At 71.3% G+C, this 25,563-nt stretch carries 25 protein-coding genes and 1 pseudogene; 11 read left to right on the top strand and 15 right to left on the bottom strand.

From position 1 onward, the window contains the following. Positions 1-62 precede the first annotated feature (62 nt). On the bottom strand, positions 63-827 hold the full coding sequence (locus ACFWU9_RS19280; protein ID WP_384319857.1) for an SDR family oxidoreductase: 765 nt from the start codon (positions 825-827) through the stop codon (positions 63-65). Positions 828-966: 139 nt separating this feature from the next. On the opposite strand from ACFWU9_RS19280, the gene ACFWU9_RS19275 reads away from it, so the two are divergent. Beyond that, complete coding sequence (locus ACFWU9_RS19275; protein WP_384319855.1) at positions 967-4,179, top strand: BTAD domain-containing putative transcriptional regulator; 3,213 nt, start codon at positions 967-969, stop codon at positions 4,177-4,179. 2 nt (positions 4,180-4,181) lie between these two features. On the opposite strand, the gene ACFWU9_RS19270 is transcribed toward ACFWU9_RS19275, so the two are convergent. The 3 genes from ACFWU9_RS19270 to ACFWU9_RS19260 all read right to left on the bottom strand — a co-directional run bounded on the left by ACFWU9_RS19270 (position 4,182) and on the right by ACFWU9_RS19260 (position 6,562). After that, positions 4,182-5,375 (bottom strand): methyltransferase domain-containing protein, encoded by a 1,194-nt coding sequence (locus ACFWU9_RS19270; protein WP_384319853.1) that lies wholly within the window; start codon positions 5,373-5,375, stop codon positions 4,182-4,184. A 243-nt stretch (positions 5,376-5,618) separates the two neighbouring features. Further along, positions 5,619-6,110 carry an acyl-CoA thioesterase gene (locus ACFWU9_RS19265; protein WP_384319851.1) on the bottom strand — a complete coding sequence of 164 codons (492 nt, stop codon included), beginning with the start codon at positions 6,108-6,110 and terminating at the stop codon, positions 5,619-5,621. Next, positions 6,110-6,562 carry a hypothetical protein gene (locus ACFWU9_RS19260; RefSeq protein WP_384319849.1) on the bottom strand — a complete coding sequence of 151 codons (453 nt, stop codon included), beginning with the start codon at positions 6,560-6,562 and terminating at the stop codon, positions 6,110-6,112. The genes ACFWU9_RS19265 and ACFWU9_RS19260 overlap by 1 nt, the downstream gene beginning before the upstream one ends. A 285-nt stretch (positions 6,563-6,847) precedes the next feature. Between ACFWU9_RS19260 and ACFWU9_RS19255 the strand changes: the two genes are divergently transcribed. Next, on the top strand, positions 6,848-8,779 hold the full coding sequence (locus ACFWU9_RS19255) for an FUSC family protein (RefSeq protein WP_384320027.1): 1,932 nt from the start codon (positions 6,848-6,850) through the stop codon (positions 8,777-8,779). 54 nt (positions 8,780-8,833) lie between these two features. On the opposite strand, the gene ACFWU9_RS19250 is transcribed toward ACFWU9_RS19255, so the two are convergent. The 5 genes and pseudogenes from ACFWU9_RS19250 to ACFWU9_RS19230 form a co-directional block, all read right to left on the bottom strand. Beyond that, positions 8,834-9,232: an ATP-binding protein gene (locus ACFWU9_RS19250; RefSeq protein WP_384319847.1), complete on the bottom strand. Its 399-nt coding sequence runs from the start codon at positions 9,230-9,232 to the stop codon at positions 8,834-8,836. A 107-nt stretch (positions 9,233-9,339) separates the two neighbouring features. Then, complete coding sequence (locus tag ACFWU9_RS19245) at positions 9,340-9,735, bottom strand: RNA-binding S4 domain-containing protein (RefSeq protein ID WP_384319845.1); 396 nt, start codon at positions 9,733-9,735, stop codon at positions 9,340-9,342. A 10-nt stretch (positions 9,736-9,745) separates the two neighbouring features. Next, positions 9,746-10,681 carry an ATP-binding cassette domain-containing protein gene (locus ACFWU9_RS19240; protein ID WP_384320025.1) on the bottom strand — a complete coding sequence of 312 codons (936 nt, stop codon included), beginning with the start codon at positions 10,679-10,681 and terminating at the stop codon, positions 9,746-9,748. 123 nt (positions 10,682-10,804) lie between these two features. After that, a pseudogene (locus tag ACFWU9_RS19235) lies at positions 10,805-11,416 on the bottom strand (ATP-binding cassette domain-containing protein); the annotation flags it as partial. Between the two features lie 474 nt (positions 11,417-11,890). Beyond that, positions 11,891-13,954: a PhoX family protein gene (locus ACFWU9_RS19230; RefSeq protein ID WP_384319843.1), complete on the bottom strand. Its 2,064-nt coding sequence runs from the start codon at positions 13,952-13,954 to the stop codon at positions 11,891-11,893. A 319-nt stretch (positions 13,955-14,273) separates the two neighbouring features. Here ACFWU9_RS19230 and ACFWU9_RS19225 point away from each other — a divergent pair, with 319 nt between their 5' ends. The 4 genes from ACFWU9_RS19225 (at position 14,274) to ACFWU9_RS19210 (ending at position 17,473) form a co-directional block, all read left to right on the top strand. Beyond that, positions 14,274-15,737, top strand: a complete 1,464-nt coding sequence (locus tag ACFWU9_RS19225) for a VWA domain-containing protein (protein WP_384319841.1) — start codon at positions 14,274-14,276, stop codon at positions 15,735-15,737. A gap of 92 nt (positions 15,738-15,829) precedes the next feature. Then, complete coding sequence (locus tag ACFWU9_RS19220; protein ID WP_384319839.1) at positions 15,830-16,540, top strand: AAA family ATPase; 711 nt, start codon at positions 15,830-15,832, stop codon at positions 16,538-16,540. A gap of 37 nt (positions 16,541-16,577) precedes the next feature. Beyond that, entirely contained in the window at positions 16,578-17,120 is a 543-nt protein-coding gene (locus ACFWU9_RS19215; RefSeq protein WP_384319837.1) for a DUF4240 domain-containing protein, read from the top strand. Positions 17,121-17,128: 8 nt separating this feature from the next. Next, complete coding sequence (locus ACFWU9_RS19210; RefSeq protein WP_384319835.1) at positions 17,129-17,473, top strand: VOC family protein; 345 nt, start codon at positions 17,129-17,131, stop codon at positions 17,471-17,473. A gap of 64 nt (positions 17,474-17,537) precedes the next feature. Here ACFWU9_RS19210 and ACFWU9_RS19205 read toward each other — a convergent pair whose 3' ends face one another. Together ACFWU9_RS19205 and ACFWU9_RS19200 are read right to left on the bottom strand one after the other, a co-directional pair. Further along, complete coding sequence (locus ACFWU9_RS19205; protein ID WP_384319833.1) at positions 17,538-18,284, bottom strand: aminoglycoside phosphotransferase family protein; 747 nt, start codon at positions 18,282-18,284, stop codon at positions 17,538-17,540. A gap of 78 nt (positions 18,285-18,362) precedes the next feature. Then, entirely contained in the window at positions 18,363-18,581 is a 219-nt protein-coding gene (locus tag ACFWU9_RS19200) for a hypothetical protein (RefSeq protein WP_384319831.1), read from the bottom strand. A gap of 339 nt (positions 18,582-18,920) precedes the next feature. Between ACFWU9_RS19200 and ACFWU9_RS19195 the strand changes: the two genes are divergently transcribed. Genes ACFWU9_RS19195 through ACFWU9_RS19185 form a run of 3 tightly spaced genes read left to right on the top strand, consistent with a single transcriptional unit; the run spans position 18,921 to position 20,138 of the window. Next, positions 18,921-19,766, top strand: coding sequence for a helix-turn-helix domain-containing protein (locus ACFWU9_RS19195; protein ID WP_384319829.1), 846 nt, complete (start codon positions 18,921-18,923; stop codon positions 19,764-19,766). Next, entirely contained in the window at positions 19,745-19,951 is a 207-nt protein-coding gene (locus tag ACFWU9_RS19190) for a DUF397 domain-containing protein (RefSeq protein ID WP_384319827.1), read from the top strand. The genes ACFWU9_RS19195 and ACFWU9_RS19190 overlap by 22 nt, the downstream gene beginning before the upstream one ends. Next, positions 19,944-20,138 (top strand): DUF397 domain-containing protein, encoded by a 195-nt coding sequence (locus ACFWU9_RS19185; RefSeq protein WP_384319825.1) that lies wholly within the window; start codon positions 19,944-19,946, stop codon positions 20,136-20,138. Before ACFWU9_RS19190 ends, ACFWU9_RS19185 begins: the two co-directional genes overlap by 8 nt. 74 nt (positions 20,139-20,212) lie before the next feature. Here ACFWU9_RS19185 and ACFWU9_RS19180 read toward each other — a convergent pair whose 3' ends face one another. Further along, the gene (locus tag ACFWU9_RS19180; protein ID WP_384319823.1) at positions 20,213-20,662 is read right to left on the bottom strand and encodes a DUF6210 family protein; all 450 of its coding nucleotides are present in this window, start codon (positions 20,660-20,662) and stop codon (positions 20,213-20,215) included. Between ACFWU9_RS19180 and ACFWU9_RS19175 the strand changes: the two genes are divergently transcribed. After that, entirely contained in the window at positions 20,661-21,203 is a 543-nt protein-coding gene (locus ACFWU9_RS19175) for an HIT family protein (protein WP_384319821.1), read from the top strand. The genes ACFWU9_RS19180 and ACFWU9_RS19175 overlap by 2 nt on opposite strands. 21 nt (positions 21,204-21,224) lie before the next feature. On the opposite strand, the gene ACFWU9_RS19170 is transcribed toward ACFWU9_RS19175, so the two are convergent. The 3 genes from ACFWU9_RS19170 to ACFWU9_RS19160 all read right to left on the bottom strand — a co-directional run bounded on the left by ACFWU9_RS19170 (position 21,225) and on the right by ACFWU9_RS19160 (position 23,581). Further along, complete coding sequence (locus ACFWU9_RS19170; protein WP_384319819.1) at positions 21,225-21,722, bottom strand: hypothetical protein; 498 nt, start codon at positions 21,720-21,722, stop codon at positions 21,225-21,227. 63 nt (positions 21,723-21,785) lie between these two features. Then, the gene (locus ACFWU9_RS19165; RefSeq protein WP_384319817.1) at positions 21,786-22,925 is read right to left on the bottom strand and encodes a sensor histidine kinase; all 1,140 of its coding nucleotides are present in this window, start codon (positions 22,923-22,925) and stop codon (positions 21,786-21,788) included. Further along, positions 22,922-23,581, bottom strand: a complete 660-nt coding sequence (locus tag ACFWU9_RS19160) for a response regulator transcription factor (protein WP_384319815.1) — start codon at positions 23,579-23,581, stop codon at positions 22,922-22,924. Before ACFWU9_RS19160 ends, ACFWU9_RS19165 begins: the two co-directional genes overlap by 4 nt. Positions 23,582-23,778: 197 nt before the next feature. Between ACFWU9_RS19160 and metG the strand changes: the two genes are divergently transcribed. Then, on the top strand, positions 23,779-25,395 hold the full coding sequence (gene metG / locus ACFWU9_RS19155; protein ID WP_384319813.1) for a methionine--tRNA ligase: 1,617 nt from the start codon (positions 23,779-23,781) through the stop codon (positions 25,393-25,395). Positions 25,396-25,563: the final 168 nt, after the last annotated feature.

The following is a 25,563-nucleotide window of genomic DNA, read 5'->3' as shown; positions in this document are numbered from 1 at the left end:
CGCCAGATCAGATCTGGCGGGCGCGCGAGACGGGAAAAGGGGGAGTCGGACCGGCCGGGGCCTCAGCTCTCCGGCGAGGCGATCTGCTTGCCGAGACCGCCGTCGACCGACATCTTCAGCCCGGTCGTGAAGGTCGCCTCCGTCGCGAGGAACAGTGCGGCCCTCGCCACCTCGTCCGAGGTGCCGTGCCTCTTCATGGGCGTCGCCTCGTCGCCCTTGCGCTGGAATTCCTCGACCACCTCGGCCGGCAGCCCCTGTACTCCCGCGCCCGGTGTGTCGATGTAGCCGGGTGCCACCGCGTTGACGCGGATGCCCCGTGAGACCAGTTCGGCGGCCAGCGTCTGGGCGTACGACCACAGGGCCGCCTTGGTGGCGGCGTAGACGCCCATGCCCGGGGTGCCCGTGCTGTCGACGACGGAGGTGGTGAAGACGATCGAGCCGCCCTCGTTGAGCAGCGGGAGCAGCCGCTGCACGGTGAAGAACGCGCCCTTCGTGTTGACGGCGAACTGCGCGTCGTAGTCCTCCTCCGTGACCGTCTCGACCGCGCCGAGCCGCGCGATGCCCGCGTTGACGAAGAGGTGGTCGACCCGGCCCAGCCTCTCGGCGACGAGGTCGCCGAGCGCCGCGACGGCGGTGAGGTCGGCGATGTCGGAGCTGATGACGTGCGCCGACGGGCCCAGTTCGTTCCCCGCCTTCTTGAGATTCACCGGGTTGCGCCCGGTGAGGAGGACGTCGGCGCCGCCCTCCACCAGGCGTGCGGCCATGGCGAGTCCCATGCCCATCGAACCGCCGATGACGACTGCCTTCAGGCCCTTGTACGTACTCATGCCGCGCTCCCTCTGTGCACTGCCGGTGTCGGTGGGGAGCCAGGCTGCGCCGGGGCGCTGATGGTCCGCTGACGGTCGGCCGGCTGTCGGCCGCGGGCGGGGAGGGCGGGCGAGTGCAGGGGGTGGGTACGGTTCAGGGATGCGGTTCGGAGTGCTCGGTCCACTGACCGTGCGGAGCGGAGAGGGCGCCGGCGCCGGCCCCGCCTCCGGCGCCGTCGTACGGGTGCCCGAGGCCAAGGTCCGCGCCCTGCTCGCCGTCCTCCTCACGCACGAGGGCCGGCCCGTCCCGCCCGACAGGCTCGTCGACGACCTGTGGGGCGCCGAGCCACCGGGCAAGCCCGCGAACGCCCTTCAGGGCAAGGTCTCCCAGCTGCGCCGGGCGATCGGCCGTGACCGGGTCCTACACGGCCCGGCCGGGTACGCGCTCGACCTGACCGGCGCCGATGTGGACGCCGACCGCTTCGGGGAGCTGCTGGTACGGGCACGGTCCGCCGCCACCGCGCGCACCCGCGTCGACCTCCTTACGGAGGCGCTGGGGCTGTGGCGCGGGGCGGCGTACGCGGACTTCCGGGACGAGCCCTTCGTACGTACGGCGGTGCGGCGACTGGAGGAGCAGCGGCTCACGGCCCTGGAGGACCAGGCGCAGGCCCGGCTCGACCTGGGCGAACACACGCAGGTGGCGGGGGAGCTGACCGCGCTGGCCGCCCGGCACCCCCTGCGCGAACGGCTGCGCCTCCTACAGATGCGGGCGCTCTACCGCGCCGGGCGGCAGGGCGAGGCGCTGGAGTCGTACGCGGAGCTACGGGCGCTGCTGGTGGAGGAGCTGGGTGCCGATCCAGGGCCGGAGATCAGCGCGCTGCACACGGCGATCCTGCGCCAGGACCCGTCGCTGGACGCGAGCGCGCCCCCCGTGTCCTCCGTACCCTCCGCCGCTTCCCCGGCCACGCCGCTGACCTCTCTCGTCGGTCGCGACGACGCCGTGCACGAGGTCGGCCGACTGCTCTCCGCCGCCCGGCTCGTGACGCTCACCGGCGCGGGCGGCGTCGGGAAGACCCGGCTGGCGCTGACGGCCGCGGGCCGTCTCGCCGACACGTGTGCGAGCCAGTTCCCGGACGGCGTACGGCTGGTGGAGCTGGCGGGCGTGCGCGCCGGCGACCTCACCGGGGCGGTCGCGGAAACCGTCGCGGATGCCGTCGCGGGGGCGGTCGCGTCGGCGCTCGGTCTGCGTGACGACGCGGCCGCGACCACGGCCGCCGGGGACCGTGTCGCGGCAGCGCTGCGCGAGCGCCGAACGCTGCTGATACTCGACAACTGCGAGCACGTGGTCGAGCCGGTCGCCCACCTCGCCGAACGGCTCCTGGGCGCCTCCCCCGGCCTGCGGGTACTCGCCACCAGCCAGGAACCGCTCGGCGTCTCCGGCGAGACGCTTCTCCCGGTCGAACCGCTCCAACAGGCCGACGCGGTCAGACTGTTCACGGACCGCGCGAGCGCCGCCGACCCCGGCTTCACGGTGGACGACCCCGAGACCGAAGAGGTCGTCGCCGCCATCTGCCGCCGCCTCGACGGCATCCCGCTGGCGCTGGAACTGGCCGCCACCCGCGTACGCGCACTCGGCGTCCACGCGTTGGCGGCCCGGCTGGACAACCGCTTCCGTGTGCTGACGGCGGGCCGACGCGGCGCGCCCGCGCGCCAGCAGACCCTGCGGGCCGTGATCGACTGGAGCTGGGAGCTGCTGAGCGCCCCCGAACGCGTCGTGCTGCGCCGCCTCGCCGCGCACGTCGACGGCTGCACGCTCGAAGCGGCGGAGGCGGTGTGCGCGGGCGACGGTGTGGCGCGCGAGGAGGTCCTGGACCTGCTGGCGCGCCTGGTGGACCGCTCCCTGGTGGTACGGGTGGCCGGGCCCGCCGGCCCGCGCTACCGCCTGCTGGAGTCCGTCGCCGCGTACGCCACCGAACGGCTGGTCGGGACGGGCGACTTCACCGCCGTACGCGAGCGGCACCTGCGGTACTACCTGCGGCTGGCGGAGGAGACCGAGCCTCGTCTGCGCGGCCCCGGGCAGCGCGGGCAGATGCTGCGGCTGCGGGCGGAGACGGCGAATCTGCGCACGGCACTGTCGACGGCTCTGGGCACGGGTCCGACGGAAGCGCTCCGCCTCGTCACCTCCCTCGCCTGGTACTGGCTCCTCGGCGGCCACCTCCAGGAGGCCCGCCGAGCCCTCGGATCGGCACTCACCACCCCGTCGCCGCCGTCCTCCCTCCACGCCGAGGTCCGCGCCCTCCACACCGCCTTCGCGCTCCTCGGCGGCGAGCCCGTGACGCCCGGCACCCCGGCCGCGCTGGCCCGCGACCACATGGAGGTCGCATCGCCTCGCCGGCGCGCGTCGGCGCAGTGGCTCGGGGCGTACGGCCTGTTCAACGCCGGAGCCGTCACGGCGGCCGACGAGCTCAACACCCGTGCCCTGCGCGGCTTCGAGGCCCTGGGCGACCGGTGGGGCATCGCCGCGTCCCTCGGGCGGCGGGCCGTGCACGCCTCCATCCGGGGCGAGTTGGCGGCGGTACGTGACGACGGCACGCGCAGCGCGCGGCTCTTCCGTGAACTCGGCGACCCATGGGGCGAGTTGCAGTCCGTTGTGCCGTTGTCGACACTCGCCACGGTCGCCGGAGAGTACGCGGAGGCGGCCCGCGTCCACCACGAGGGGCTTCGGATCGCGGAGGAGTTGGAGCTGAACACGGAAGTCTCCACCCGGCTCTCCGGCCTGGGCCGGCTTGCCCTCCTGACGGGCGAGCCCGAGCGGGCCCGGGAGTTGCACGAGCGGGCCCGCCGGGTGGCCGCCGAACAGGGATACCGGTTCGGTGAGATCCACGCGGAGATCGGTCTCGCCCTCGGCGCCCGCCGCGCCGGCGACCTCGACGAGGCCCAGGCACGTCTCGTACGTGTCCGGGACTGGTACGCGGAGGTGTCCACCGAGGCCGGCAACGCACTCGTCCTCGCCGAACTCGGCTTCGTCGCCGAGCAGCGCGGCGACGCGGCGACAGCCCTGGCCACCCACCTCGACGGCCTCGCGGCGGCCCGCGCGACCGGCAACGCCCGCGCGGTCGCGCTCGCTCTTGAAGGCCTGGCCGGCGCGCGATCCCTCGCCGGCCGGCCCGAGTCGGCGGCCCTGCTGCTGGGCGCAGCGACAGCGGCCAGACAGCGGGCGGGCGCCCCGCTGCCCCCGGCCGAGAGCGCCGACGTCGACCGCGTCACGCGCGCGGCCCGAACGGCCCTGGGCGCGGTCGCGTTCGAGGGGGCTTTCACCCGGGGCACGACGCTCACACCGGACGAGGCGCTGACGGACGGTGTCCGGCACTGACGCTATCGGTTTGCGGGCAGCGGCTCCGCCGGGTCCTCGAACCAACCGCGCGCGCTCCCGTCCCCACCGACGGTCAACCCGAACCGCTCAAGCCCGGGCCTGCCCCGCCCCCTCCACCACACCAGAGCCCCCTCCACCTCGTCCCACAGACGCCGTGGCCCCGACTGGTACACCGTGGCGTCGAGCCCTTCGCCTTCGCCTGGAAAGACGACGGAGGCCCACGACCTGCTGGACAGATCGAAGAACCAGGCCTTCCCGGCCCCCGGCGCGTCCGACGACCGGTTGACGACATGGGCGCAGTCGGGCACACACAGCCCCGTCACGAACCGTACGGTCTCGTATCGTTCCCCCAGCTCCGCCAGAGCGACCTGCGTACTGGACACGTCGGCGTCGCCGGGGAAGTCGGGGACGTAGTCGCGGAACCGGTCCCAGTCCAGGCGCTGGTCCCGCAGCTTCATGAACTCGACCATGCGGAGGAACGGCCCCGACGCACGGCCGTCCTCCCCCACGGTCAGCCTGACCAGCGCGTCCTGATCGCTGTAGTGGGTGCCCCAAGGAGCGAGGATGATCCCACCCGGCCGCGTCTGCTCCAGCCAGCGCGGCGGGACGGCCCGTACACCCGCCGTGACGATGACACGGTCGTACGGCGCACCGTCCGGCCAGCCCTCCCCGCCGTCCCCTTGGACGACCTCGGGACGGAGTCCGGCGCGCGTCAACGCGCCTCGGGCCCGCTCGGCCACCGCCGCGTCGATCTCGACGCTGACCACGTTTCCACTGCCCAGCCGGTGAGCGAGAAGTGCGGCGTTCCAACCCGTGCCGGTGCCGATTTCGAGCACCCGCGTACCGTCACTCACATCCAGGTCGCGCAGCATGGCGGCCACGACGGACGGCATGCTCGCCGAACTGGTGGGCACGGTCCCGGATTCGGTCCCCGTGTGGGCGCCGTCGTCCCATTGGGTGACCAGCGGGACATTGGCGTACGCGACCCGCTCCCACCCTTCGGGATCCCGGCTCCGTGAGACGGGCGCGCTTCGGCCGCTCGCCATGTCGTGGGCCCAGACGAGATCGGGCAGAAACCACGACCGGGGTACGGCCCTGAACGCCTCCGCCCAATCGGGCGCCAGGGCAACGGTTTCGAGAAGGGACCGCACCGGTTCGCCACTGGCGCGGTCTTCCTGCTCCGCACTGAGAGTCACTTGCGATGGCTCCCGTCGCCCGGCGGCATCTCACCGTCCGGGGGAGGCGGAGGGGGAGGCGTCCAGGGCTGGCCGGGAACCTTGTCCCCGTCGTCCCCGTCACTCCCGTTGCCGCGAATCGGTCCGGTCATGGCAGGACCCTCCCATCAACTCGTAGCCGCTCTCGGCGCAGCGCGGCGCACGGCGACCAAGCGTGTCAGCTCGTCAAGCCCGGAAGAAACCGGTGGGCCCGGAACGCCCGGGTCAGTCCCCCGGTTGCGTGAACTCGCCCACCAGTTCCCGGGCCTTCTCGCTCCACCCCGTGGGGCGCTTCGTCTCCGGATCCAGGCGGATCAGCGTGCGGGCGCCGTGGGCGTACGTCGGTGGGGTGCCGTCCGCCGAGCAGATTTTGAAGCCGTAGCGGAGCGAGCTGTGGCCGAGATGTTCGACCCAGATGCGCACGCCGTACCGGCCAGGGCTGTCGATCGGCGTCTCGAAGGTGATCCTGAAGTCCTTGACGACGTTGAACGCGTCGCCGAGCGCCCTCCAGTCCTTCGTGAACGCGATCTCGCGCCGCTGCCAGTAGTTGACCCAGGCGCGTTCGACCAGGACCCCGTAGCGGTTGTTGTAGAGCATCCCGAAGGAGTCCAGCTCGTCGAAGTGGACATCCACCGGGACCAGGAAGCCGTGCGCCGCCTCCCCCCGCCCCTCGTCCGGGCGCCCCGCGTCCACACGCTCCTCCGTCCAGCCCGTCATCAGGGCTCCCGCGTATGGAAGTAGTAGAAGGCCGCGATCGCTGTCACGATGCCGACCGTCAGCCCTATCCCGGACGACCGCAGCACGCTCGCGTACGAGAGGCTGTACAGGAAGCCGATGGACATACCGGCCACCACTCCGTACGCCCCGGCCCGTATCTCGGTCGCCAGCGTCTTCGGCAGCCGCAGCAGGACGAAGACCAGCAGGGCCACCGAGAGGCCGGAGACCACGCCGAGGGTGATCTGGAGGGCGTTGAGCGGGTCGCCGCGGCGCTGGATGAACGGTGCCCAGATCCCGTAGACGATGCCCAGCGTGACCGGCACCGCCACGACGTGGAGGGGGATGTGGGGCCGTCCTCCGCCGGGGAAACGCGAGGGGCGCGAGGGGCGCGCGTGCCGGGGTCCGGACCGGGACCGGGACCTGGTCGTGGACGTCGGTGCGTGTGTGGCCATGGGTGAGAACTCCTCCCGTTCGTCCCTCTTCCAGAGCACACCCGCCGCCGTCCCCCGGCAACTCGTACCGGCGCGGGGAACGCCACACCCCGATCCCAGGCCGTCCCGGGCTGACAGCCCGCCCCTTCGTACGTCACTGTGTCGACCGTGATCTCTCCCCGCCCCGGACGACCGACCGGACCGACCAGGTCGAGCGGGCCGCCCCGGTCGAGCGGGTCCGGCGGCCCGGGGCGCCCGGGCCGGTGGGCCCGCCGGCCGTCCGTCCGGCTCACGCCCCCCGAGTGGCTGCTCAGCGGCCTGCGCCCGAAGGCCGCCCCCGTCCCCTGGGCGGCCGTCGTCCGCGCCGGCGTCGCGCTCGCCGCGCCGCTCGCCGTGGGACTCGCCGCGGGCAGGCCCTCCTACGGCGCGCTCGCCTCCATGGGCGCCCTGTACGGCGTGATCAGCGACACCGCCGACGCCTACCGGCTCCGCGTCCTCCACATCGCCGTCCCCCAGCTCTTCGGCGCGCTCGGTCTCACCCTCGGCATCCTCGTCTTCGACCACGGCTGGATCGCGGTCGTCGCGCTCACACTCGTCGCGTTCCTCTCCGGGATGATCTCCTCGATCGGCGCGGTGGCCTCGCTCTCCGGGCTGCTCCTGCTCCTCAACGCCGTCGTCGGTTCCGGTCTCCGGATGCCCGACCCCTGGTGGCTGGCCCCCCTGCTGCTCGCCGGCGGCGGTCTCCTCGTGCTCGCGCTGTCCCTGCTCGGCTGGCCCTTCCGCGGGCGCGCCGCCGAACGGACCGCCGTCGCCGACGCCTACCGCGCCGTCGCCGACCTGCTCGGATCGGCGGGCGGCGAGGAGGCGGACTACGACGCGAGGCGGCAGACCGTCACCGAGGCCCTGAACAAGGCGTACGACCTCGTCCTCTCCCGCCGCGCCCGCGACCACGGCAGACGCAGCCCCCTCGTACGGCTGCTCTCGCAGCTCAACGTCCTCATCCCGCTCGTCGAGGCCGCGCCCGCCGCCCATCTGCGGGGCCGTCCGCTGCCCGAGAAGATCCCGGCGGTCGTACGGGAGCTGGCGCGCGCGGTCGAGATGGGCCGGGTCGACGGCGCCGACACCGACCTGCCCGTGCCCGGCACCCCGTCCGACCGGGCCGTCGACGCCGCGCTGCGGCACGCCGCGTCGGTCGTGCACAAGGCCGACCCCGACCCGTACAACGTGGACGACCGCCTCGGCCGCCCCGCCGCGCTCGGCGTCCGGATCCGGCGCGCCGGACGGGACGTGCTGTTCAGCGGCTCCTCCTGGCGCTACGGGCTGCGCCTCGCGCTCTGCATCGGTCTCGCGCAGTCGCTCGTCTCGGCGATCGACGTGCCGCGCTCGTACTGGGTCGCCCTCACCGTCACCTTCGTCCTCAAACCGGACTTCGGCTCGGTGTTCTCGCGCGGTGTGCTGCGCGCGCTCGGTACGGCGGCCGGTCTCGTCGTCGCCGCGGCCGTCCTGTCGCACGTGCCGCGCGGCTGGTGGGACGTTCCCGTGCTGCTGGTGCTCGCCGCGTGCATCCCGGCGGTCTCCGCGAAGAGTTACGGCTTCCAGACGGCGGCCATCACACCGGTGATCCTGCTGCTCTCCGACGTGCTCAACCACAAGGGGTTCGCGCTGGTCGTACCGCGCCTCGTGGACAGTCTCGCGGGGTGCGCCATCGCGCTGATCGCGGGCTATCTGCTCTGGCCGGAGAGCTGGCACACCCGGATCGGGGACCGGCTGGCGGACGCCGTGGAGGACACGGCGGACTATCTGAGGTGGGCGTTCGGCCCGACCGAACGGCTCACGGAGGCGGAGAGGGCGGCGAACCAGGCCGAGCGGGTGCGCCGGCGCCGGGCGATCTACCGCGATCTGTCGGTCGTGCGCACCGAGTTCCAGCGCGCGCTCACGGAACCTCCCCCGACCGGCACGCGTGCCGCGGCCTGGTGGCCGCTGGCGGTCGCGCTGGAACGGATCATCGACGCGACGACGGCCGCCCGGGTACGCGTCAACCACGGCGCACCGCCGCCGAACGAGGCGGAGATCGCGGACGCGGAGAGGCAGCTGCGGGAACTGGCGGCACGGGTGCGCTCCAGTGTCGTCCTGGTGGAGGTACGCGAGGGCTGGTCGGCGCAGGACGACAAGGGTGTACTGGCCCCACTGCGCCAGGAGCTCCGCTCGGCGCAGGCGATCACGTCCCAGCGCGGCTAGCGCGGGGCGCTCCCGAGGGGCCGGGGCCCGGCAGGGCCAATGCGGCCCCCGGCTTCAGTAGTCCGGGGCCTTGAGCGTCAGCCAGACGCGTTTGCCCGGGCCCTGCCTGGGGGTCACGCCCCAGTCGTCCGCCAGCGCCTCGACCAGCGCGAGGCCCCGGCCGCACTCGTCGATGGGGTCCGGCGTACGCGGGCGGGGCAGCGTGTCGCCCGCGTCCTCGACCTCCAGGCGCAGCAGGCCCTCGCCCCTTCGCACGGTCACCAGGATCTCCCGCCCCGGCGGCGACCCGTGCCGGAGCGCGTTGGTGACCAGCTCCGACAGCAGCAGCGCCGCGGTGTCCGCGAGGTCACCCGGCAGGCTCATGGTCCCCAGCAGCGCCTGCCTCGCGCGGCCGACGCTGCGGGGGTGGCGGGGGAGCCGGAGCTTCATCTGCTGGTCACAGTCGCGGTTCATGGGGAGGACCTTTCCCCACCCGAACGGCTTTTACTTTCCGTGTGCGAAAGGTGACTCTCCGGCGTTGACGTTCACCACCACTCATTCCCTCCCCGGAGAGTGGCGTTCTAGTGCCCCTGGAGTTCGTCCAGTACCCGCCGCTCGCGCTTCGTCGGGCGGCCCGCCCCGCGCTCGCGGACGGCGACCGGGCCCGCGAACTCGCGCGGCGGGGGCGGCGGGCTGTTGTCCACGTAGCACTGGACGGCCGCCGGCGCGCCCACCCGCTTCTTGATGACCCGGGTGAGCACGACGACCCGCTGGCGCTCCGCGTGACGCAGCCGGATCTCGTCCCCCGGCTTGATCAGGTAGGCGGGCTTCACCCGCTCGCCGTTGACGCGTACGTGGCCCGCGCGGCACGCCGACGCCGCCTGGGAGCGCGTCTTGGTCAGCCGCACCGACCAGATCCAGACGTCGACGCGCACGCTTCCCTGGTCCCCGGTCCCGGCCTGAGCTTCAGCAGCCATGCTCCCGAGCTTAGAGCGTCTCCCCCGTCTCCCCCTCGGAAAGCGCCTCCCGCACCTCGTCCGCCGACGTCTCCACCAGCTCCTCGCCGACGACCAGCCAGCGGGTGATCCCCACCGATTCGAGGAACGGCAGGTCGTGGCTCGCGATGACCAGCGCGCCCTCGTACGACTCCAGCGCGCCCGTCAACTGCCGCACGCTCGCGATGTCGAGGCTGTTCGTCGGCTCGTCCAGCATGAGCAGTTGGGGGGCGGGCGCCGCGAGGAGCATCGCGGCCAGTGCCGCGCGGAAGCGTTCGCCGCCCGAGAGCGTGCCGGCGGGCTGTTCCGCCCGCACCCCCTTGAAGAGGAAGCGGGCGAGCTGCGAGCGGATGTGGTTGTCGGTGGTGCCCGGCGCGAGGCGGGCGACGTTCGCCGCGACGCTCAGCGCCGGGTCGAGCACGTCCAGTCGCTGCGGCAGGAACCGTACGGGCACGGACGTCCGGGCCTCCCCCGACAGCGGCGCGAGTTCCCCGGTGAGCGTGCGCAGCAGGGTCGTCTTGCCGGAGCCGTTGCGTCCGACGAGGGCGATCCGTTCGGGGCCGCGTACATCGAGAGTCGCCTCCCGCAACCGTCCGTAGCGGGGCCGTACCCCCTCCAGGGTCAGCACCGTACGGCCCGCCGGCACCGCGGTCCTCGGCAGGCTCACACGGATCTCGGCGTCGTCGCGGATCGCCTCCGCCGCCTCCTCGCGCCGCTCGCGCGCGTCGCTCAGCCGCTCCTCCTGAAGGACGCGCGACCTGTCCGCCGACTCCTGCGCCGAGCGTTTGCGTTCGCCCGCGACGATCCGGGGGGCCTTGCGCTGGGCGTTGAGTTTCCTGTCGTGGCGCTGCCGGCGGGCGTTCTTGATCTGTGTCTCCTCCAACTCCCGCTTCTGTCGACGTACATCGGCCTCGGCGGAGCGCAGCATCCGGCCCGCCGCTTCCTGCTCGGTGGCGAGCGCCTCCTCGTACGCGGACCAGCCGCCGCCGTACCAACTCACCGATCCCGCCCGCAACTCCGCGATGCGGTCGACGCGTTCGAGCAGCTCGCGGTCGTGGCTCACCACGACGAGCACGCCGGAGCGCCAGGAGTCGACGGCCTCGTAGAGCCGGTGGCGGGCGGGCAGGTCGAGGTTGTTCGTCGGCTCGTCGAGCAGGAGGACGTCGGGACGCTCCAGCAGCAGCGCGGCCAGACGCAGCAGAACGGTCTCGCCGCCGGAGATCTCGCCGACGGTGCGGTCCAGGTCGATCGCGCCGAGGCCGAGGGAGCCGAGCATGGCGACGGCACGTTCCTCGACGTCCCAGTCCTCGCCGACCGTCTCGAAGTGTTCCTCCCGTACGTCTCCCTCCTCGATGGCCCGCAGCGCCGCGCGGCGCTCGGCGACGCCGAGTGCCTGGTCGACGCGGAGGGCGGTGTCGAGAGTGATGTTCTGCGGCAGATACGCGAGGCTGCCGCCGACGGTGACCGAGCCGCCGGAGGGGCGCAGCTCACCCGCCAGCAGATGCAGGAGCGTGGTCTTGCCGACGCCGTTGGCACCGACGAGACCGGTGCGGCCCCGGCCGATGCTCAGGGAGAGCCCGTCGAAGACGGGTGTGCCGTCCGCCCACTGGTAGGAGAGCGCGGAGCAGGTCAGGGAGGCGCTCGGGGTGATGGGGGTGATCATGGTGGTGGTCCTCGTCGGCGCGGCGGGATGGGGGCGTCGTAGGCGAGCACCACGCGGCGACCTGGCCCGAACGGGCCGGAGGGCCCCAGCCCCGGAGGGAGGATGAGGGTGTCCGGGAGTCCACGGACGGCACCTGCATCGAGGTCGCATCCACGCGGGCGTACGGGCGTCGGGCTGGGCCCGGAGCCGTACGGCGTGATGATCGCGAACCTCAGATGCGCAACGTCCACCTCTATCGGAGACGACAAGGACGCTTCGAAGCGTAGGCGACGGAGGAGGGAGAGGCAAAGCCTTTGCCACGCTCCCCAGCTGCCGTGGCACCGCCCCCGGCCGCGGCCCCGAGAGCGGGCGGACGATCGCGCCGAGAAGGTTCGGCCACCACCGCACGACAATCGCCGGACGGGCCGCAGATCCGGCCCGCCCGGCGATCGGTCACACAGGTTCCTCAGGACGTGAACGTCCCGGACGGTGTCGTCAGACGCCGATGTCGTCGCCGTCCTTGCGCCACACCGCCACGACCGAGGGGCGGACCATCTTGCCGCGCCCGTCGGGCCACGCGCTGAGCGGGTTGTCGACGGTCGCGCCGTCCAGCTCGCCCGGGTGCTGCACCGCGACCAGGACGCGCCGGTCCTGGATGATCGGGCCACAGGTCTCCGCGCCGTTCGGAACGGTGAGGAACTGCTTCAGCTCACCGCGCCGCTCGCCCTGCGTCGCCACACCGAACAGACCGTCGTGCGAGCCGAGTTGCGCGCCGTCCGTGGAGATCCACAGGTTGCCGTGCGGGTCGAACGCCACGTTGTCCGGGCAGGAGATCTGGCTGACCTTCTCCTTCGGGTACCCGGCGAAGTACGTCGCCGGGTCCTTCGGGTCGCCCGCCACCAGGAACAGCCGCCAGGCGAAGCCGTCACCGGCCGGGTCGTCCCAGTTCTCGGCGAGCTCCAGGATGTGACCGTGCTTGTTGGCGTTGCGCGGGTTGGCCTCGTCCGCGGCGGCCTTGCCCGCGGCACCCCGGTCGGTGTTGTTCGTCAGCGCGATGTAGACGCGGCCGGTACGCGGCGAGGGCTCGACGTCCTCGGGGCGGTCCATCTTCGTGGCGCCGACCTTGTCACCGGCCAGACGCGTGAAGACGTACACCTCGTCGGCGGTCATGCCGGGCACGTGCGAGACGTCGCCGGTGGCGAGCGGGATCCACACGCCGGAGCCGTCGAACTCGCCGTCCTTGGGCAGCTTGCCCGTGCCGTCGATGTCCGTGGGGCTGTCGCCCGTCAGCTTCGCGACGTACAGCGTGCCCTCGTCCAGCAGCGTGAGGTTGTGGTCGCGGACAGCGCGGCTGCTGCCCTTCTTCATCGACTTGGACGACACGAACTTGTAGAAGTAGTCGAACTTCTCGTCGTCGCCCATGTAGACGACCGCGCGGCCGTCGGAGGTCAGACGCGGCTGCGCCGCCTCGTGCTTGAAGCGGCCGAGCGCCGTGCGCTTGCGCGGGGTGAAGTCGGGGTCGTACGGGTCCAGCTCGACGACCCAGCCGAAGCGGTGCGCCTCGTTCGGCTCCTTCTTCAGGTCGAAGCGCTTGTCGAACTGCTCCCACTTGCGCTCGGTGGCGGCGGTGCCTATGCCGTAGCGCTTGTCGGTGGCGCTCGATCCGTTGGCGAAGTACTGGTTGAAGTTCTCCTCGCCCGACAGGATCGTGCCCCACGGGGTGGTGCCGCCGGCGCAGTTGTTCAGCGTGCCGTAGACCTTCTTGCCCGAGCGGTCCTCCGAGGTGCGCAGCAGCTCGGAGCCGGCGGCGGGGCCGGTGAGGCGGAACTCGGTGTTGACGGTGATACGGCGGTTCAGCTCGTGGCGCGGAACGATGGTGAGCTTTCCGCTGCGGGGCTCCTCGTCCACCACGACGACCGACAGGCCGTGCGCGGCCCAGGCGATCTCGACCTGCTCGCGGGTGGGGTTGGCGGAGTCGTAGTCCTTGAACATCAGGATCTCGTCCGTGTACTCGTGGTTGGCCACGAGGAGCTGCTTGCCGCGCTCGCTCTTGAGCGGCAGCAGGCTCAGGAAGTCGTTGTTGTAACCGAACTGGCCGGCCTGCGCCTTGGCGGTCTGCTTGTTCGGGTTGAACTCGGGGGCGCCGCGCAGGATCGGGTCGCCCCAGCGGACGACGATGTTCTGCGTGTAGCCCTCGGGGACGGTCACCTTGTCGGCGGTGTTGGGCGCGACGGGCGCGAAGCGCAGTCCGCGCGCTCCGTCGGGCTTCTTGCCGCCCTTGCCGTGGCCCTTGTCGCCACCGACGAGGGGGGTGGCCGACGCGGGGGTGTTGCCGGAGCCCGCGACGAAGGTGGTGCCCGCGGCGGCGGCGACGGTCACCACGGCGGCGGTGCGCATGACCGAGCGGCGGGAGAGAGCGGCGGCGATGACATCGCCGGAGTACTCGTTGTCACTGGTGTTGGGCGTCTCGTGAAAGCACGCGTCGCCGCAGCGGAAACGGCAGGTCATGGCGGAACGTCCGCCCGGGTGCGAGTTAAGCAGCGGCAGCAGTTTGCGCACTTTTCCCCTCCGGTGGGCTTTGCTCGGCGCGGCCTGCGCCGACAATGTGTCGGGATATGTACGGCGGTGACGCTATGCGCGTAGGCACCCGGTTCACCGACCGCAAGGTGAACACGGAATGAATGTGAATCGACCGGGCACCTGTGGGAGGCACATTCCAGGTCCCGGGGCGCCCCTGCCGGAGCGGACGCCGGGTGGCCGCTAACCTTACGTATCCGCCGTGGCCAGGGATGCCGAGTTTAGGTCGGGGTACGTCCCCGAATCCCCTGTACCAAGTACGGATATATGCCGCACCCAACTCATCTGAAAGGCCTCGCCCATGGGCATTCGGAGCTTGCTGCGCAAGGTGTTTGGACGCGAGCGTGCGGAGCGTGACGAGTCGGCGGCCACGTCGGTACCGGCCCAGACCGAGCGCACGCGTCAGCCAGAGACCACGACGCCAGCGACGACGACCACGACGACCACCTCCGCGACGGTGCCGGCACCGGCCAAGGAGCCGTCACCCGCCGCGGAGAAGGTGTCGGCGGAGAAGTCCACGACGAAGACGACGAAGACGGCCAAGACCGAGACCCAGAAGCCGGAGAAGGCGGAGGAGTCGGAGAGGTCGGAGGCGCAGAAGGCCGAGGACCTGGTCGCTGCGGCCTTCGACAACCCGCGTACGTCGGCGCCGGAGCGCAGTGTCCCGGCCCAGACGAAGCGCGAGGAACCGAAGACCCCGACGGTCCCGGCCCAGGCCCAGTCGACACCGGAACCGGTGAAGGCACCGGAGCCGAAGCCGGTGGTGGAGCCGGACCCCGAGCCGGCGGCGGAGGCCGAGCCGGAGCCGGTCGTCGTACCGGAGCCGGAGCCCGAGCCGGCGGCGGAGGCCGCCCCCGAGCCCGAGGCGAAGCCCGAGCCGGAGCCGGCCGTCGTGGCCGCCGCCGAGCCGGAACCCGAACCCGAACCCGAGCCCGTGGCCGTCACGGCGCCGGCGCCGGAGCCCACAGCCGTCGCGGAGGTCGAGCCCGAGCCGGAGCCCGAGCCGGAGGTCGTACCCGAGCCCGAGCTTGTCGCGGTCGCCGCCGAAGCCGCCCCCGAGCCGGCTCCGGCGGCCAAGCCCGCAGCCGCCCTCGCGAAGGTCAAGGCCGAGGCGCCCGGCCTCGTCGGCTCGTACAAGGCCGCCGGCGCCGCGCTCAAGAAGGCCGGGCTGGAGGGTCAGCGGGCGACCGTCTACCTCGTGCTCGACCGTTCCGGCTCGATGCGCCCGTTCTTCAAGGACGGCAGCGCCCAGCGCCTCGGCGAGCAGGCGCTCGCGCTCTCCGCGCAGCTCGACGAGAAGGCGACCGTTCAGATCGTCTTCTTCTCGACGGAGATCGACGGTACGGGGGAGATCTCCCTCTCCTCGTACGAGAACCGCGTGGACGAACTGCACGCCGGACTCGGCCGTATGGGCCGGACCAACTACGCCGCCGCGGTCGAGGAGGTCGTCGCCCTCCACGAGAAGGCGGGCAACCCCGGCCCCGCGCTGGTGATCTTCCAGACGGACGGCCCGCCGGAGGCCAAGGTGGCGGCGGAGAAGGCGTTCGCGGAGGCGGCGAAGCTGCCGCTGTTCTGGCAGATCGTGGCGTTCGGCGAGCAGGAGGCGAAGGGCTTCGACTTCGCGCGGAAGGTCGGCGCGGACGAGAAGGCGGCGAACGTGGCCTTCTTCCACGCGGGCCCGACCCCCAAGGACGTCCCGGAGGCGGAGCTCTTCGGCAACCTGCTCGGGGCGTTCCCGGCCTGGTGGTCCGCCCGCAAGGCGTGACACCTGATCGCAGCTGTGGCACCACGAGACGCGCCCTCCGTAATACAGCGGAGGGCGCGTCTCGTCGTTCGCCTCTGTGAGAGGGTCGAGCGGTGATTGTCGAACGTGCGTACGCATCGAAGCCGTCGGACGACACGTCCCCCTGGCCGTGGTCGGTGCCCTGCGTAGCCGATCTGCTGGCGGACGGACTGCGCTTCACCGCCCCTGTGACCTTCCTCGTCGGCGAGAACGGTTCCGGAAAGTCGACGCTGGTGGAGGCCCTCGCCGAAGGCTTCGGCCTGGACCCGTGGGGCAGCTCGCACCAACGGCGGTACGTCGGCCCCCGCCCCAAGTCGGCGCTGGGCGAACGGATCCGCTTCGACGCGGCGTCGGTCCGCGGCAGACGGATGCTGGGCAACTGGTCCGCCCGCGAGGGCTTCTTCCTGCGCGCGGAGACCGCGATGGACGCCCTGCGGCGAGAGAGTTTCGACCCGGATTCGGCGAGCCACGGCGAGGGTTTCCTCGCGGTGTTCCGGGAGAAGTTCCAGCGACCGGGCCTCTATGTGATGGACGAGCCCGAGGCGGCGCTCTCGTTCCAGTCGTGCCTCGAACTGATCGGCCACATGGACCAGTTGGCGAGCAGCGGCGGGCAGGTCATCTGCGCCACGCACTCCCCGCTGCTCACGGCGCTCCCGGGCGCGGACATCATCGAGGTCGGCGACCACGGCATGCGCCGTACGACCTGGAACGACCTCGCGCTGGTGGACCACTGGCGCCGCTATCTGACCGACCCGCGGGCGTACTTGCGGCACATCCTCGGCTGAGGCCCGCTGTCAGTGCCGGGTGGCATGCTCTGCACGCATGGACAAGGACCAGTTCTGGCAGCTCGTCGAGACGGCCCGCGCGCGGGAGTCGGGCGGAGCGGACGAGGAGGCCGTCGCCGGGCGGGCGAGCGACCTTCTCGCGGCCCGTCCGGTCGAGGAGATCCTCGCGGCCCAGCAGGCGCTGTGGGACGTGATGGCCGACTCGTACACGAACCCCGTGTGGGCGGCGGCGTATCTGATCAACGGCGGTTGCTCGGACGACGGATTCGACTACTTCCGGGGCTGGTTGCTGGCGCAGGGCCGGGACACCTACACACGCGTGATCGCCGATCCCGACAGCCTCGCGGATCTCCCCGCCGTCCGGGCCGCGGCGGCGGAGGCCGGGGACGTCGAGTGCGAGTCCGTGCTGGGAATCTGCTGGAACGCCCACATCAAGGCGACCGGTGAACAACTCCCGACCGGCGTATTCACCATCCGGCACGGTGCGTTGGACCCCGCGTGGAACTTCGACTTCGACGACCGCGCCGAGATGCGCCGCCGTCTGCCGCGCCTGTCGGCGCTCTTCCTCGACGAACGGTGACCGAACCCATGGACCTGTACAGCGTCATGTGCGTGAGCGACCGGACCAGGTCGACGGAGTGGTTCGAGGCGTTCTTCGGGCGCCCGGCGGACGAGCTCATCGGCGAGGAGTACCTCTGGCGGGTCGGCGAGAACGCCTGGGTCGTCATCGACGACCGGGACGTACGCGCCGAGCGAGTGGGCGGAGCCATGATCACGCTCGGCGTTGACGACCTCGACGCCGTCCTGGCCCGACTCGCCGCGCACGGGATCGGCCACGAGCCGGTGGAGGTCTACGGCAACGGCGTACGCCACGTCGTCGTGCTGGACCCCGACGGAAACAGCCTCTCGCTCGCCGAGGCGCCCACCGCGTGAGCCTGGTCCGCCCACGGGCCCGCTCAGGGGGGCGGCATCGGGGAGATTCCCGCCGCGCGCGGCGTCACATCCGGGATTTCAGTACGTCGACCTCGCAGCCGGGCGCGGACGGGTCGAAGCCGTGCTCGACCAGCCAGCGAACCCCCAGCAGGCTTCGCAGCGACCACCACGCGCGGATCACGTCGACATCGACGTCGGTCCCGTAACCGGCGATGACGTCGCCGAGGTGCTCCTCGTGTCCGAGCGTCAAAGTGGCGAGGTCGAACAGCGCGTCACCCCGGCCCGCCTCGGACCAGTCGATGATGCCGGTGACCTCGTCGCCGTCGACGAAGACGTGCTCGACCTGTAGGTCGCCATGGGTGAACACCGCGGTCCACGGGCGGATCGCGGCCTCGGCGACCTGGCGGTTACGGGTGACCAGGCCGGCGGGCAGGATGCCGTTCGCCACGAGCAGCTCGCACTCGCCGTCCAGCTCCGCCGCCAACTCCTCGGGCCCCCGACGGCGCCGGCCGACCCAGGGCGGCAACGGCGCCTCGTGCAGCTGCCGGACGGCGGCGCCCGCCGCCGCCCACGCCGCCGCTGACCCGTTCGACGGCCCGCCGAGACGCCCGAGCGCCGTCCCCGGGACCGCGGAGATCGCGAGCACGGGCGGCCTGCGCCACAGGACCTCCGGTGTCGGGACCGGCACCAGGGCCATCGCCTCGATCTCGACGTCGACGCGCGCCTGATCGGTGTCCACCTTCAGAAACACGTCGCCGACACGCAGCGTCGCGCGCTCGGAGTGGGCGACGACGACTTCGACCTCATCCATGGGCGACCACTATCCCGGGACAGATCGCCGACGTCGCCGCATTTGCCGTTCGTCCGCCGGTACGGGGCGACGGGCGGGTCACTCAAGCCGCCCCCGCCGGCTGTGCTCGTTCCGCTCCGCCAGACGCTCGCTCAACTTCGAGGCCGGCGGTACGTAGTCCGGGCACTTCGGGCTCCCGCACTCGCACTTGGGCCACGCGAGCGCCGCGCCCGGCCCGAGGAGCTGTTCCATGTCGCCAACGGCGTTGCCGTCGATCTTCCGCATCACCAGCACCCCATCCGTACCGAACGTACTCATCAACCGGGACAGAAACCGCCGCGCGCCGCTGCCACTCACCTCGCGACCCGCTTAAGCCCTTGTTCAACGCGCCTCAGCAGCTCAGGTGTCACAGGTGCGTACACACGGGGGACGGACTCGGGCATGAGCCGCCAGAAACCACCGCTGTGCACGACCGCGTCCAGCTCGGCCACATCGGCGGGGACGCGGGACGGTGTTCGAGTCTCTGGTTCGAACATAAGAGGGATACACCTTCCGTCATTGCGCAATTACGTTCCGTGCATCAAGAATCGGCACGTTGGGCCATCCACAAAAGGGCTTGGCCATAGCCCGGTCGCCTTGGGACACAGGGGAGTTGTCGTGGTCACACGGAAGTCGCACGCAGGTCAGAAGCCCTCGGCACGTCAGATGCTCGCCAGAGAACTGGCGCGGCTGCGTGAGGAGTCGGGGATGTCGCTGGCCGCGCTGGGCGAGGCGACGACGTATGACCGTGCGTATTTGCACAAGCTGGAGACGGGGGCGCGGATAGGGTCCCCGGACGTCATCGCGGCGCTGGACGCGGTGTACAAGACGGGTGGGCATCTGTCACTGCTGTGGCAGTTGGCACGTGAGGACGCGTTCGCGGACAAGTACAAGCGCTTCATGGAGTTGGAAGCGAAAGCGACCGTTCGGTACGAGTACGCCGTCGGCGCGATTCCTGGGCTTCTCCAGACGGAGGGGTACGCCCGCGAGGTCCTTCAAGCGGCCCGGCCTCGCGACGAGAACGACCTGTCGGAAAAGGTCTCGGCAAGGCTGGGCCGACAAGACCTGCTACGTGGTGACGACCCGCCGCACTACCGGGCAGTTCTTGATGAATCCGTACTGAGGCGAGGAGCGCACGACCCCAAGGAATGGGCGATCCAGCTCAAGCACCTTGTCGCTGTAAGCGAGTTGCCGAACGTCACGATTCAGGTGTTGCCTTTCGCGGCGGGGCTACACGCCCTCATGGGCACGTCGCTCACCATCCTGTGGCTGCCGGACGGCAGTGCTGTCGCCTACACGGAGGACCAGCACTCCGGCCAACTGATGGAATCCGCCCAAGACGTTGAAGACTTGCGGCTTTCCTACGATCTACTGCGAGACTTGGCACTCTCGCCCCGGGAGTCCGTGGCGTTCATCCAGCGACTGATGGAGGACGGAGCATCATGCGCCCCCGACTCGACCTGAATACCGCGCAATGGCGTAAGTCCAGCTACAGCAACTCGGACGGCGGCAACTGCATAGAGATTGCCGACGGCTACCCCGGCGTCATCCCCGTCCGTGACAGCAAGACCCCCACCGGCCCGGTGCTTCTCCTCGGCGCCGCCGCCTGGGGCGACTTCGTCGCCTTCGCCGCGCGCAGCGATGCCTAGCCCCGCCCCCAGCACCACGCGTTGGCGTAAGTCCAGCTACAGCAACGGCGACGGCGGAGAATGCGTCGAGGTTGCGGACGACCAGCTCGGCGTCATCCTCGTCCGTGACAGCAAGAACCCCACCGGTCCCGTCCTCGTTCTCCACCCCGCCGCCTGGGCCGGGTTTCTCAGGGGTGGGACCTACTGAACAGCGCCGCGCCATCGGGAAGACGCGTCCGTCCCGCACCGGTCGGTGTGGGACGGGACGCACGGGGCGGGGGGCTAGCCGGCCGGTCTCACGCGTCTGGCGGACCAGACCAGCAGTCCGGGGCCGTCGGGCGTGTGCACGGGTACCCACGCGTCGTCGGTCTCCGGCAGGCGGGACTCGTCCAGCCGTAGCGGGTGCGGGCGTTCGGCCGTACCGTCGCACGCCCAGAACCTGACGGTTCCGACGGCCGCCCGCAGGTCGTCCAAGCGTGCGCCCTCCCAGACATGGCCGTCGATCCCGCCGCCCCGGAACGGCGCGAAGATCTCGGCGACCGCGTCGATCTGGGCGGATGCCCCGGACATGGGTACGAGGTAGCCCTCCGCCTGCCCCTGGCGGCGCGAAGTGCCGCCGTACTCCTGCTGGTAGAAGACGCCGGTCGGCGCTTCGACGACGACGTGCGCCCAGTCACCGCCCGTGCCGTCGGGGTCGATGAACACGAATCGGGGAGCGGGGGGAGAGACCATGGTGGAATTCTCCAGCCTCCCGGACCGGACGGAGACGTACACGCCCATGGAAGCGCACCGCATGGATCTCGCCGCGTACGAGGAACGTGCCCGCAACGGGCCCTGCTTCGTCTGCGCGTTCCTGCGGGGCGAGCCCGGCTATGAGCACGAGACCGTCTACGAGGACGACGACCACATCGCCTTCCTCGACCGCTGGCCCACTCTTCCCGGCCGGGTCCTCGTGGCGCCCAAGGCGCATGTGGAGCATGTCGTGCGGGAGTTGGACGAGGTGGCGTACACGCGGCTCATGCTGGTCGTACGGCGCGTCGCGCTCGCCGTCGAGAGCGTGCTGCGGCCGGAGCGTACGTATCTGCTCTCGCTCGGCAGCCGGCAGGCCAACGCCCATCTGCACTGGCACATCGCCGCCCTGCCCCCGGGCGTGCCGCCCGAACGGCAGCAGTATCACGCGCTCATGGCCGAGAACGGGGTCCTCGCGCCGACCCCCGACGAGATCGCGGACCTCTCCGGGCGCCTGCGGACGGCACTCGGCCGGGAGGGCTGACCCCGGCCACCCAGGGCCCGGCTACGCCTCCGCGAGGTCCCCGTTGCTCCAGGCGTAGACCTCGTGGTCCTTGACCGTGACGCGGAACTGGTACTGCTCCGAGCAGTCCGTCCGCGCCCCGGACGCGTCCTCCGCGTCCTGCGCGAACCAGTTCGCCTCAAGCTCCGGCTCGTCCGTGAACGCACCCGCCTCGCACGCCTTCTCGTCGCCCAGCTTCAGCGCGGTGTCGCCGAGGGTGAAGCGGATGAGCTTCGCGTTGCCCGTGGTCTGGGCCTTGACCGTCACATCCTTGGCGTCCGCCGGAACCCACTCCGGCAGCACGAAGATGCCCTCCCCGTCGCCCGACTGCGGCGCGGCGTCCGCCGTCGGGAAGTTCTTTATGCGCTCACCGAGGACGACGTCGTTGAACGCGTCGGGGAAGTGCTCGTCGTGTCTCTTCAGCACGGGCTTCAAAAGCGCCCCGAGGACCCACACTCCCACGCACGCGCCGGCGATGATGACGAGCACTTTCTTGTTCATGACACGCATTATCCCGTACACGTCAGGCGACCGGCCGGATGCCCCGGAGGGGCACGTCCGGAATCAGGAGGCGGACGGGTTCCGACGGGTGCCGCCTCCCGGCAGCTCCACCCGCACCTCCAGCCCCCCGCCCGGCCCGCCCGGCTCAGCCGTCACCGTGCCGCCGTGGGCCGTCACTATCGAGCGGACGATCGACAGGCCCAGCCCCGCCCCCGGGCCCATCCGGTCGCGGCCCTCGCCCCGGCGGAACGGTTCGAAGAGAGCCGGGATGTCCTCCGGAACGATGTGGGGGCCGTCGTTGCGGACGGTGAGGGCCGTTCCCGACACCGAGACGTCCACCTCGCCGTCTCCGTACGCCTGCGCGTTGGCCAGCAGATTGCCGACCAGCCGGTCGAGCAGCGCCCGGTTGCCCCGTACGCCGCCCGGCTCGGTCACGGTCGCCGTCAGACCGTGCCGGGCCGCCTCCTCCGTCACCAGATCGCCCCAGCGGATCTCCTCCAGGTCCTCCACCTCCCGCTCGCTGCGCGCGAGGACGAGCAGGCCCTCGATGAGCTGTTCGCTGCGGCGGTTGTTGTCGAGCAGCAGCTCCTTCGTACGGGCCAGTTCCTCCGGCGAGCCCGCGCCCGCGAGGCCCACCTGGATCGCCGCGCGCTGGGTGGCCAGCGGCGTACGGAGTTCGTGGGAGGCGTTCGCGATGAAACGCCGCTGGCTGTCGAAGGCTCTCTGGAGCCGGCCGAGGAGCTCGTCCAGCGTGTCGCCCAGCTCCTTCAGCTCGTCGTCGGGGCCCGTGGACCCGATCCGCTCGTGGAGGTTGTGCTCGGAGAGCTGGCGCGCCCTCGCCATCATGGCGTGCACGGGCCGCAGCACCCGCCCGGCCGTCCACCAGCCCACGCCGACCGCGCAGAGCGCCATCACCACCAGCGCGCCCACCGACCAGAACATCAGCTCGTCCGACGCGGCCTCGCTGACGTTGTCGGTGAGCTGGTGGACCGTGACGCGCGCGAGCCGGCTCTCGTCGGCGCGGGAGTAGCCGTCGGCCGACGACGGGGGCAGTGCCGGTACGACGCGGGCCGCGATCTCGGCGGCCTCCGTCTGCGTACCGGCGCTGGACAGCAGGTTCACGACCGTGAGCAGGCAGCCGCCGAGGACGAGGAAGACCGCGCCGTAGACGAGAGCGATCCGTTCCCTGATGGCGCCCGTCAAAGCGCGTAACCCCCTCCGTCCACGTCCACGCTCCTGATCAGCGCCGGATCGCCGAGCTTGGCGCCCAGCTCCCCCACGCAGAGGCGTACGACACCGGAGAACGGGTCCGTCTGCGCGTCCCACGCCCGCGCCAGCAGCTGCTGGGTGGTGACCGCCTCGCCGTCCGCCTCCAGCAGGATCTGGAGCACGGTCAGCTCCTTCACGGAGAGGTCGAGGGCCCTGCCGTCACGTACCGCCGTACGGCTCACCGTGTCCAGCCGCACCCCGCGCCGCTCCAGCGTCGGCTGTAACGCGCGGGAGCTGCGCCGCCGCAGCGCCCGGACGCGCGAGACCAGCTCGGGGAACTCGAAGGGCTTGCCCAGATAGTCGTCCGCGCCGAGATCGAGCCCCTTGACGCGCTCCTCCATGGAGGAGGACGCGGTGAGCATCAGGATGCGCGTCCGGGAACCGTCGGCGACGAGCTTGCGGGCGACGTCGTCGCCGTGGACGCGGGGGAGATCGCGGTCGAGGACGACGACGTCGTAGTCGTGCAGTCCGAGATAGGCGAGGGCGGCGTCCCCGCTGTAGACGGTGTCGACGGCGAAACCGGCGCGCCGCAGCCCGGTGGCGATCAGCTCGGCGAGAATCTCCTCGTCCTCGGCGACCAGCACTCGCATGTCGATCCTTCCCGCCCTGTCCTTGCTGATCCGGCCCGGCTCCGGCCCGGCCCGTGCGGGAGCGCACGGTGTCGTCCCGCTGTCTCTAAAGATGCGTTTGCCGGGGGGATGGGTTGTGTCGAACCCACACTCTTTAACCACACTCTCAGGTTTAACCCCGGTGAAGGGATCACCGCCGGGCCGTTAGGATTTCGACCATGGCCGCCACTGGATCCGAAGAGCAGGGTGGGCGGGCGTACTACGTCACCACCCCCATTTACTACGTCAACGACGCTCCTCACCTGGGCCACGCCTACACGACCGTCGCGGGCGACGTGCTCACCCGCTGGCACCGCCAGCGCGGCGAGAAGGTGTGGTTCCTCACCGGCACGGACGAGCACGGTCAGAAGATCATGCGCACGGCCGAGTCGAACGGTGTCACCCCGCAGGAGTGGGCGGACAAGCTTGTCGACGAGGCGTGGCGGCCTCTCTGGGAACACCTTGAGATCCGGAACGACGATTTCATCCGGACGACGGAGAAGCGCCACACCGACCGCGTCCAGGAATTCGTCCAGGACCTGTTCGACAAGGACGAGATCTACAAGGGCGGCTACGAGGGCCCGTACTGCGTGGGCTGCGAGGAGTACAAACTCCCGGGCGAACTGCTCGACGGCGAAGGCGAGTTCGCGGGGCTGAAGATCTGCGCGATCCACAAGACGCCGGTGGAGATCCTCAAGGAGGAGAACTACTTCTTCAAGCTCAGCGAGTACGGCCCGAGGCTCCTTGAGCACTACGAGGCCAACCCCGGCTTCATCCAGCCGGAGTCCGCGCGCAACGAGGTCGTGAACTTCGTCCGGCAGGGCCTTCAGGACCTGTCGATCTCCCGGTCGACGTTCGACTGGGGCGTGCCGGTGCCGTGGGACGAGAAGCATGTGATCTACGTGTGGATCGACGCGCTCCTGAACTACGCGACGGCCGTCGGCTACAACGAGAACCCCGCGAAGTTCGGGGAGACGTTCCCCGCCGACGTCCACCTCGTCGGCAAGGACATCCTGCGCTTCCACGCGATCATCTGGCCCGCGATGCTGCTCGCGCAGGGGCTGCCGCTGCCCGGAAAGATCGCCGCGAACGGGTGGCTGATGGTCGGCGGCGAGAAGATGTCCAAGTCGAACCTGACCGGCATCAAGCCGCAGGACCTGACCTCGCACTTCGGTGTGGACGCGTACCGCTGGTACTTCCTGCGGGCCATCGCGTTCGGGCAGGACGGCTCGTTCTCCTGGGAGGACTTCTCCGCCCGGTACACGTCCGAGCTGGCCAACGACTACGGCAACCTCGCCTCGCGCGTCGCGGCGATGGTCGGCAAGTACTACGGCGGCACGCTGCCGGAGACGACGTCCGGCGGGGTCCCGGAGCAGGCCGTACGGGACGGGCTGGTCAAGGCGGTCGGCGAGGCGGACCGGAAGATCGGCGAGGAGCTGGACTTCCAGGGCGGCATCCTGGCGATCTTCGACTTCGTGAAGCAGGTCAACGGCTACATCACGGAGCAGGAGCCCTGGAAGGTCGCGAAGGACACGTCCCCCGGGGGCCAGGCGGCGCTCGCGACGATCCTGTACACGGCCGCGGAGGCGCTGCGCGGGGTCGCGGTGCTGCTCAACCCGGTGATGCCGGACACGTCGCAGAAGCTGTGGGACTCGCTGGGCGCGGAGCCCTCGCTGGGCGCGCTCGATGACCAGCGGGTCCAGGACGCGGGCGCGTGGGGCCAGCTCCCCGCGGGCGCGACGGTAACGAAGGGCGCGGTGCTGTTCCCCCGCCTGCCCGAAAACCCAACCACCTAGCCGCCACGGCCTCGGGGGGCCCGGGCCCCAGGGCTTCCGGGCCTCGGGGCGCCGGGCTTGCCAGCGGGCGCCGGGCCTCCGGGCTGCCGGGCTGCCGGATCTCGGGAGCTCCCGAGATCCGGACCTGTCCTCGGGCGCCGGAGCTGTCATCGGCCGCCGGACCGGGCC

Origin of the sequence: Streptomyces sp. NPDC058653, from assembly GCF_042716895.1 — a bacterium.
Taxonomy (GTDB): Bacteria; Actinomycetota; Actinomycetes; order Streptomycetales; family Streptomycetaceae; genus Streptomyces.
This window is presented reverse-complemented; position numbering and strand designations above follow the sequence as displayed.

Coding starts and splice junctions, on each gene's coding strand:
- ACFWU9_RS19170 (WP_384319819.1), bottom strand. CDS start 21,722: ATGAACAAGAAAGTGCTCGTCATCATCGCCGGCGCGTGCGTGGGAGTG.
- ACFWU9_RS19260 (WP_384319849.1), bottom strand. CDS start 6,562: ATGGCCACACACGCACCGACGTCCACGACCAGGTCCCGGTCCCGGTCC.
- ACFWU9_RS19200 (WP_384319831.1), bottom strand. CDS start 18,581: ATGAGTACGTTCGGTACGGATGGGGTGCTGGTGATGCGGAAGATCGAC.
- ACFWU9_RS19265 (WP_384319851.1), bottom strand. CDS start 6,110: ATGACGGGCTGGACGGAGGAGCGTGTGGACGCGGGGCGCCCGGACGAG.
- ACFWU9_RS19280 (WP_384319857.1), bottom strand. CDS start 827: ATGAGTACGTACAAGGGCCTGAAGGCAGTCGTCATCGGCGGTTCGATG.
- ACFWU9_RS19180 (WP_384319823.1), bottom strand. CDS start 20,662: ATGGTCTCTCCCCCCGCTCCCCGATTCGTGTTCATCGACCCCGACGGC.
- ACFWU9_RS19190 (WP_384319827.1), top strand. CDS start 19,745: ATGCGCCCCCGACTCGACCTGAATACCGCGCAATGGCGTAAGTCCAGC.
- ACFWU9_RS19240 (WP_384320025.1), bottom strand. CDS start 10,681: ATGCTGCGCTCCGCCGAGGCCGATGTACGTCGACAGAAGCGGGAGTTG.
- ACFWU9_RS19160 (WP_384319815.1), bottom strand. CDS start 23,581: ATGCGAGTGCTGGTCGCCGAGGACGAGGAGATTCTCGCCGAGCTGATC.
- ACFWU9_RS19250 (WP_384319847.1), bottom strand. CDS start 9,232: ATGAACCGCGACTGTGACCAGCAGATGAAGCTCCGGCTCCCCCGCCAC.
- ACFWU9_RS19210 (WP_384319835.1), top strand. CDS start 17,129: ATGGACCTGTACAGCGTCATGTGCGTGAGCGACCGGACCAGGTCGACG.
- ACFWU9_RS19185 (WP_384319825.1), top strand. CDS start 19,944: ATGCCTAGCCCCGCCCCCAGCACCACGCGTTGGCGTAAGTCCAGCTAC.
- ACFWU9_RS19225 (WP_384319841.1), top strand. CDS start 14,274: ATGGGCATTCGGAGCTTGCTGCGCAAGGTGTTTGGACGCGAGCGTGCG.
- metG (WP_384319813.1), top strand. CDS start 23,779: ATGGCCGCCACTGGATCCGAAGAGCAGGGTGGGCGGGCGTACTACGTC.
- ACFWU9_RS19215 (WP_384319837.1), top strand. CDS start 16,578: ATGGACAAGGACCAGTTCTGGCAGCTCGTCGAGACGGCCCGCGCGCGG.
- ACFWU9_RS19275 (WP_384319855.1), top strand. CDS start 967: ATGCGGTTCGGAGTGCTCGGTCCACTGACCGTGCGGAGCGGAGAGGGC.
- ACFWU9_RS19175 (WP_384319821.1), top strand. CDS start 20,661: ATGGTGGAATTCTCCAGCCTCCCGGACCGGACGGAGACGTACACGCCC.
- ACFWU9_RS19205 (WP_384319833.1), bottom strand. CDS start 18,284: ATGGATGAGGTCGAAGTCGTCGTCGCCCACTCCGAGCGCGCGACGCTG.
- ACFWU9_RS19245 (WP_384319845.1), bottom strand. CDS start 9,735: ATGGCTGCTGAAGCTCAGGCCGGGACCGGGGACCAGGGAAGCGTGCGC.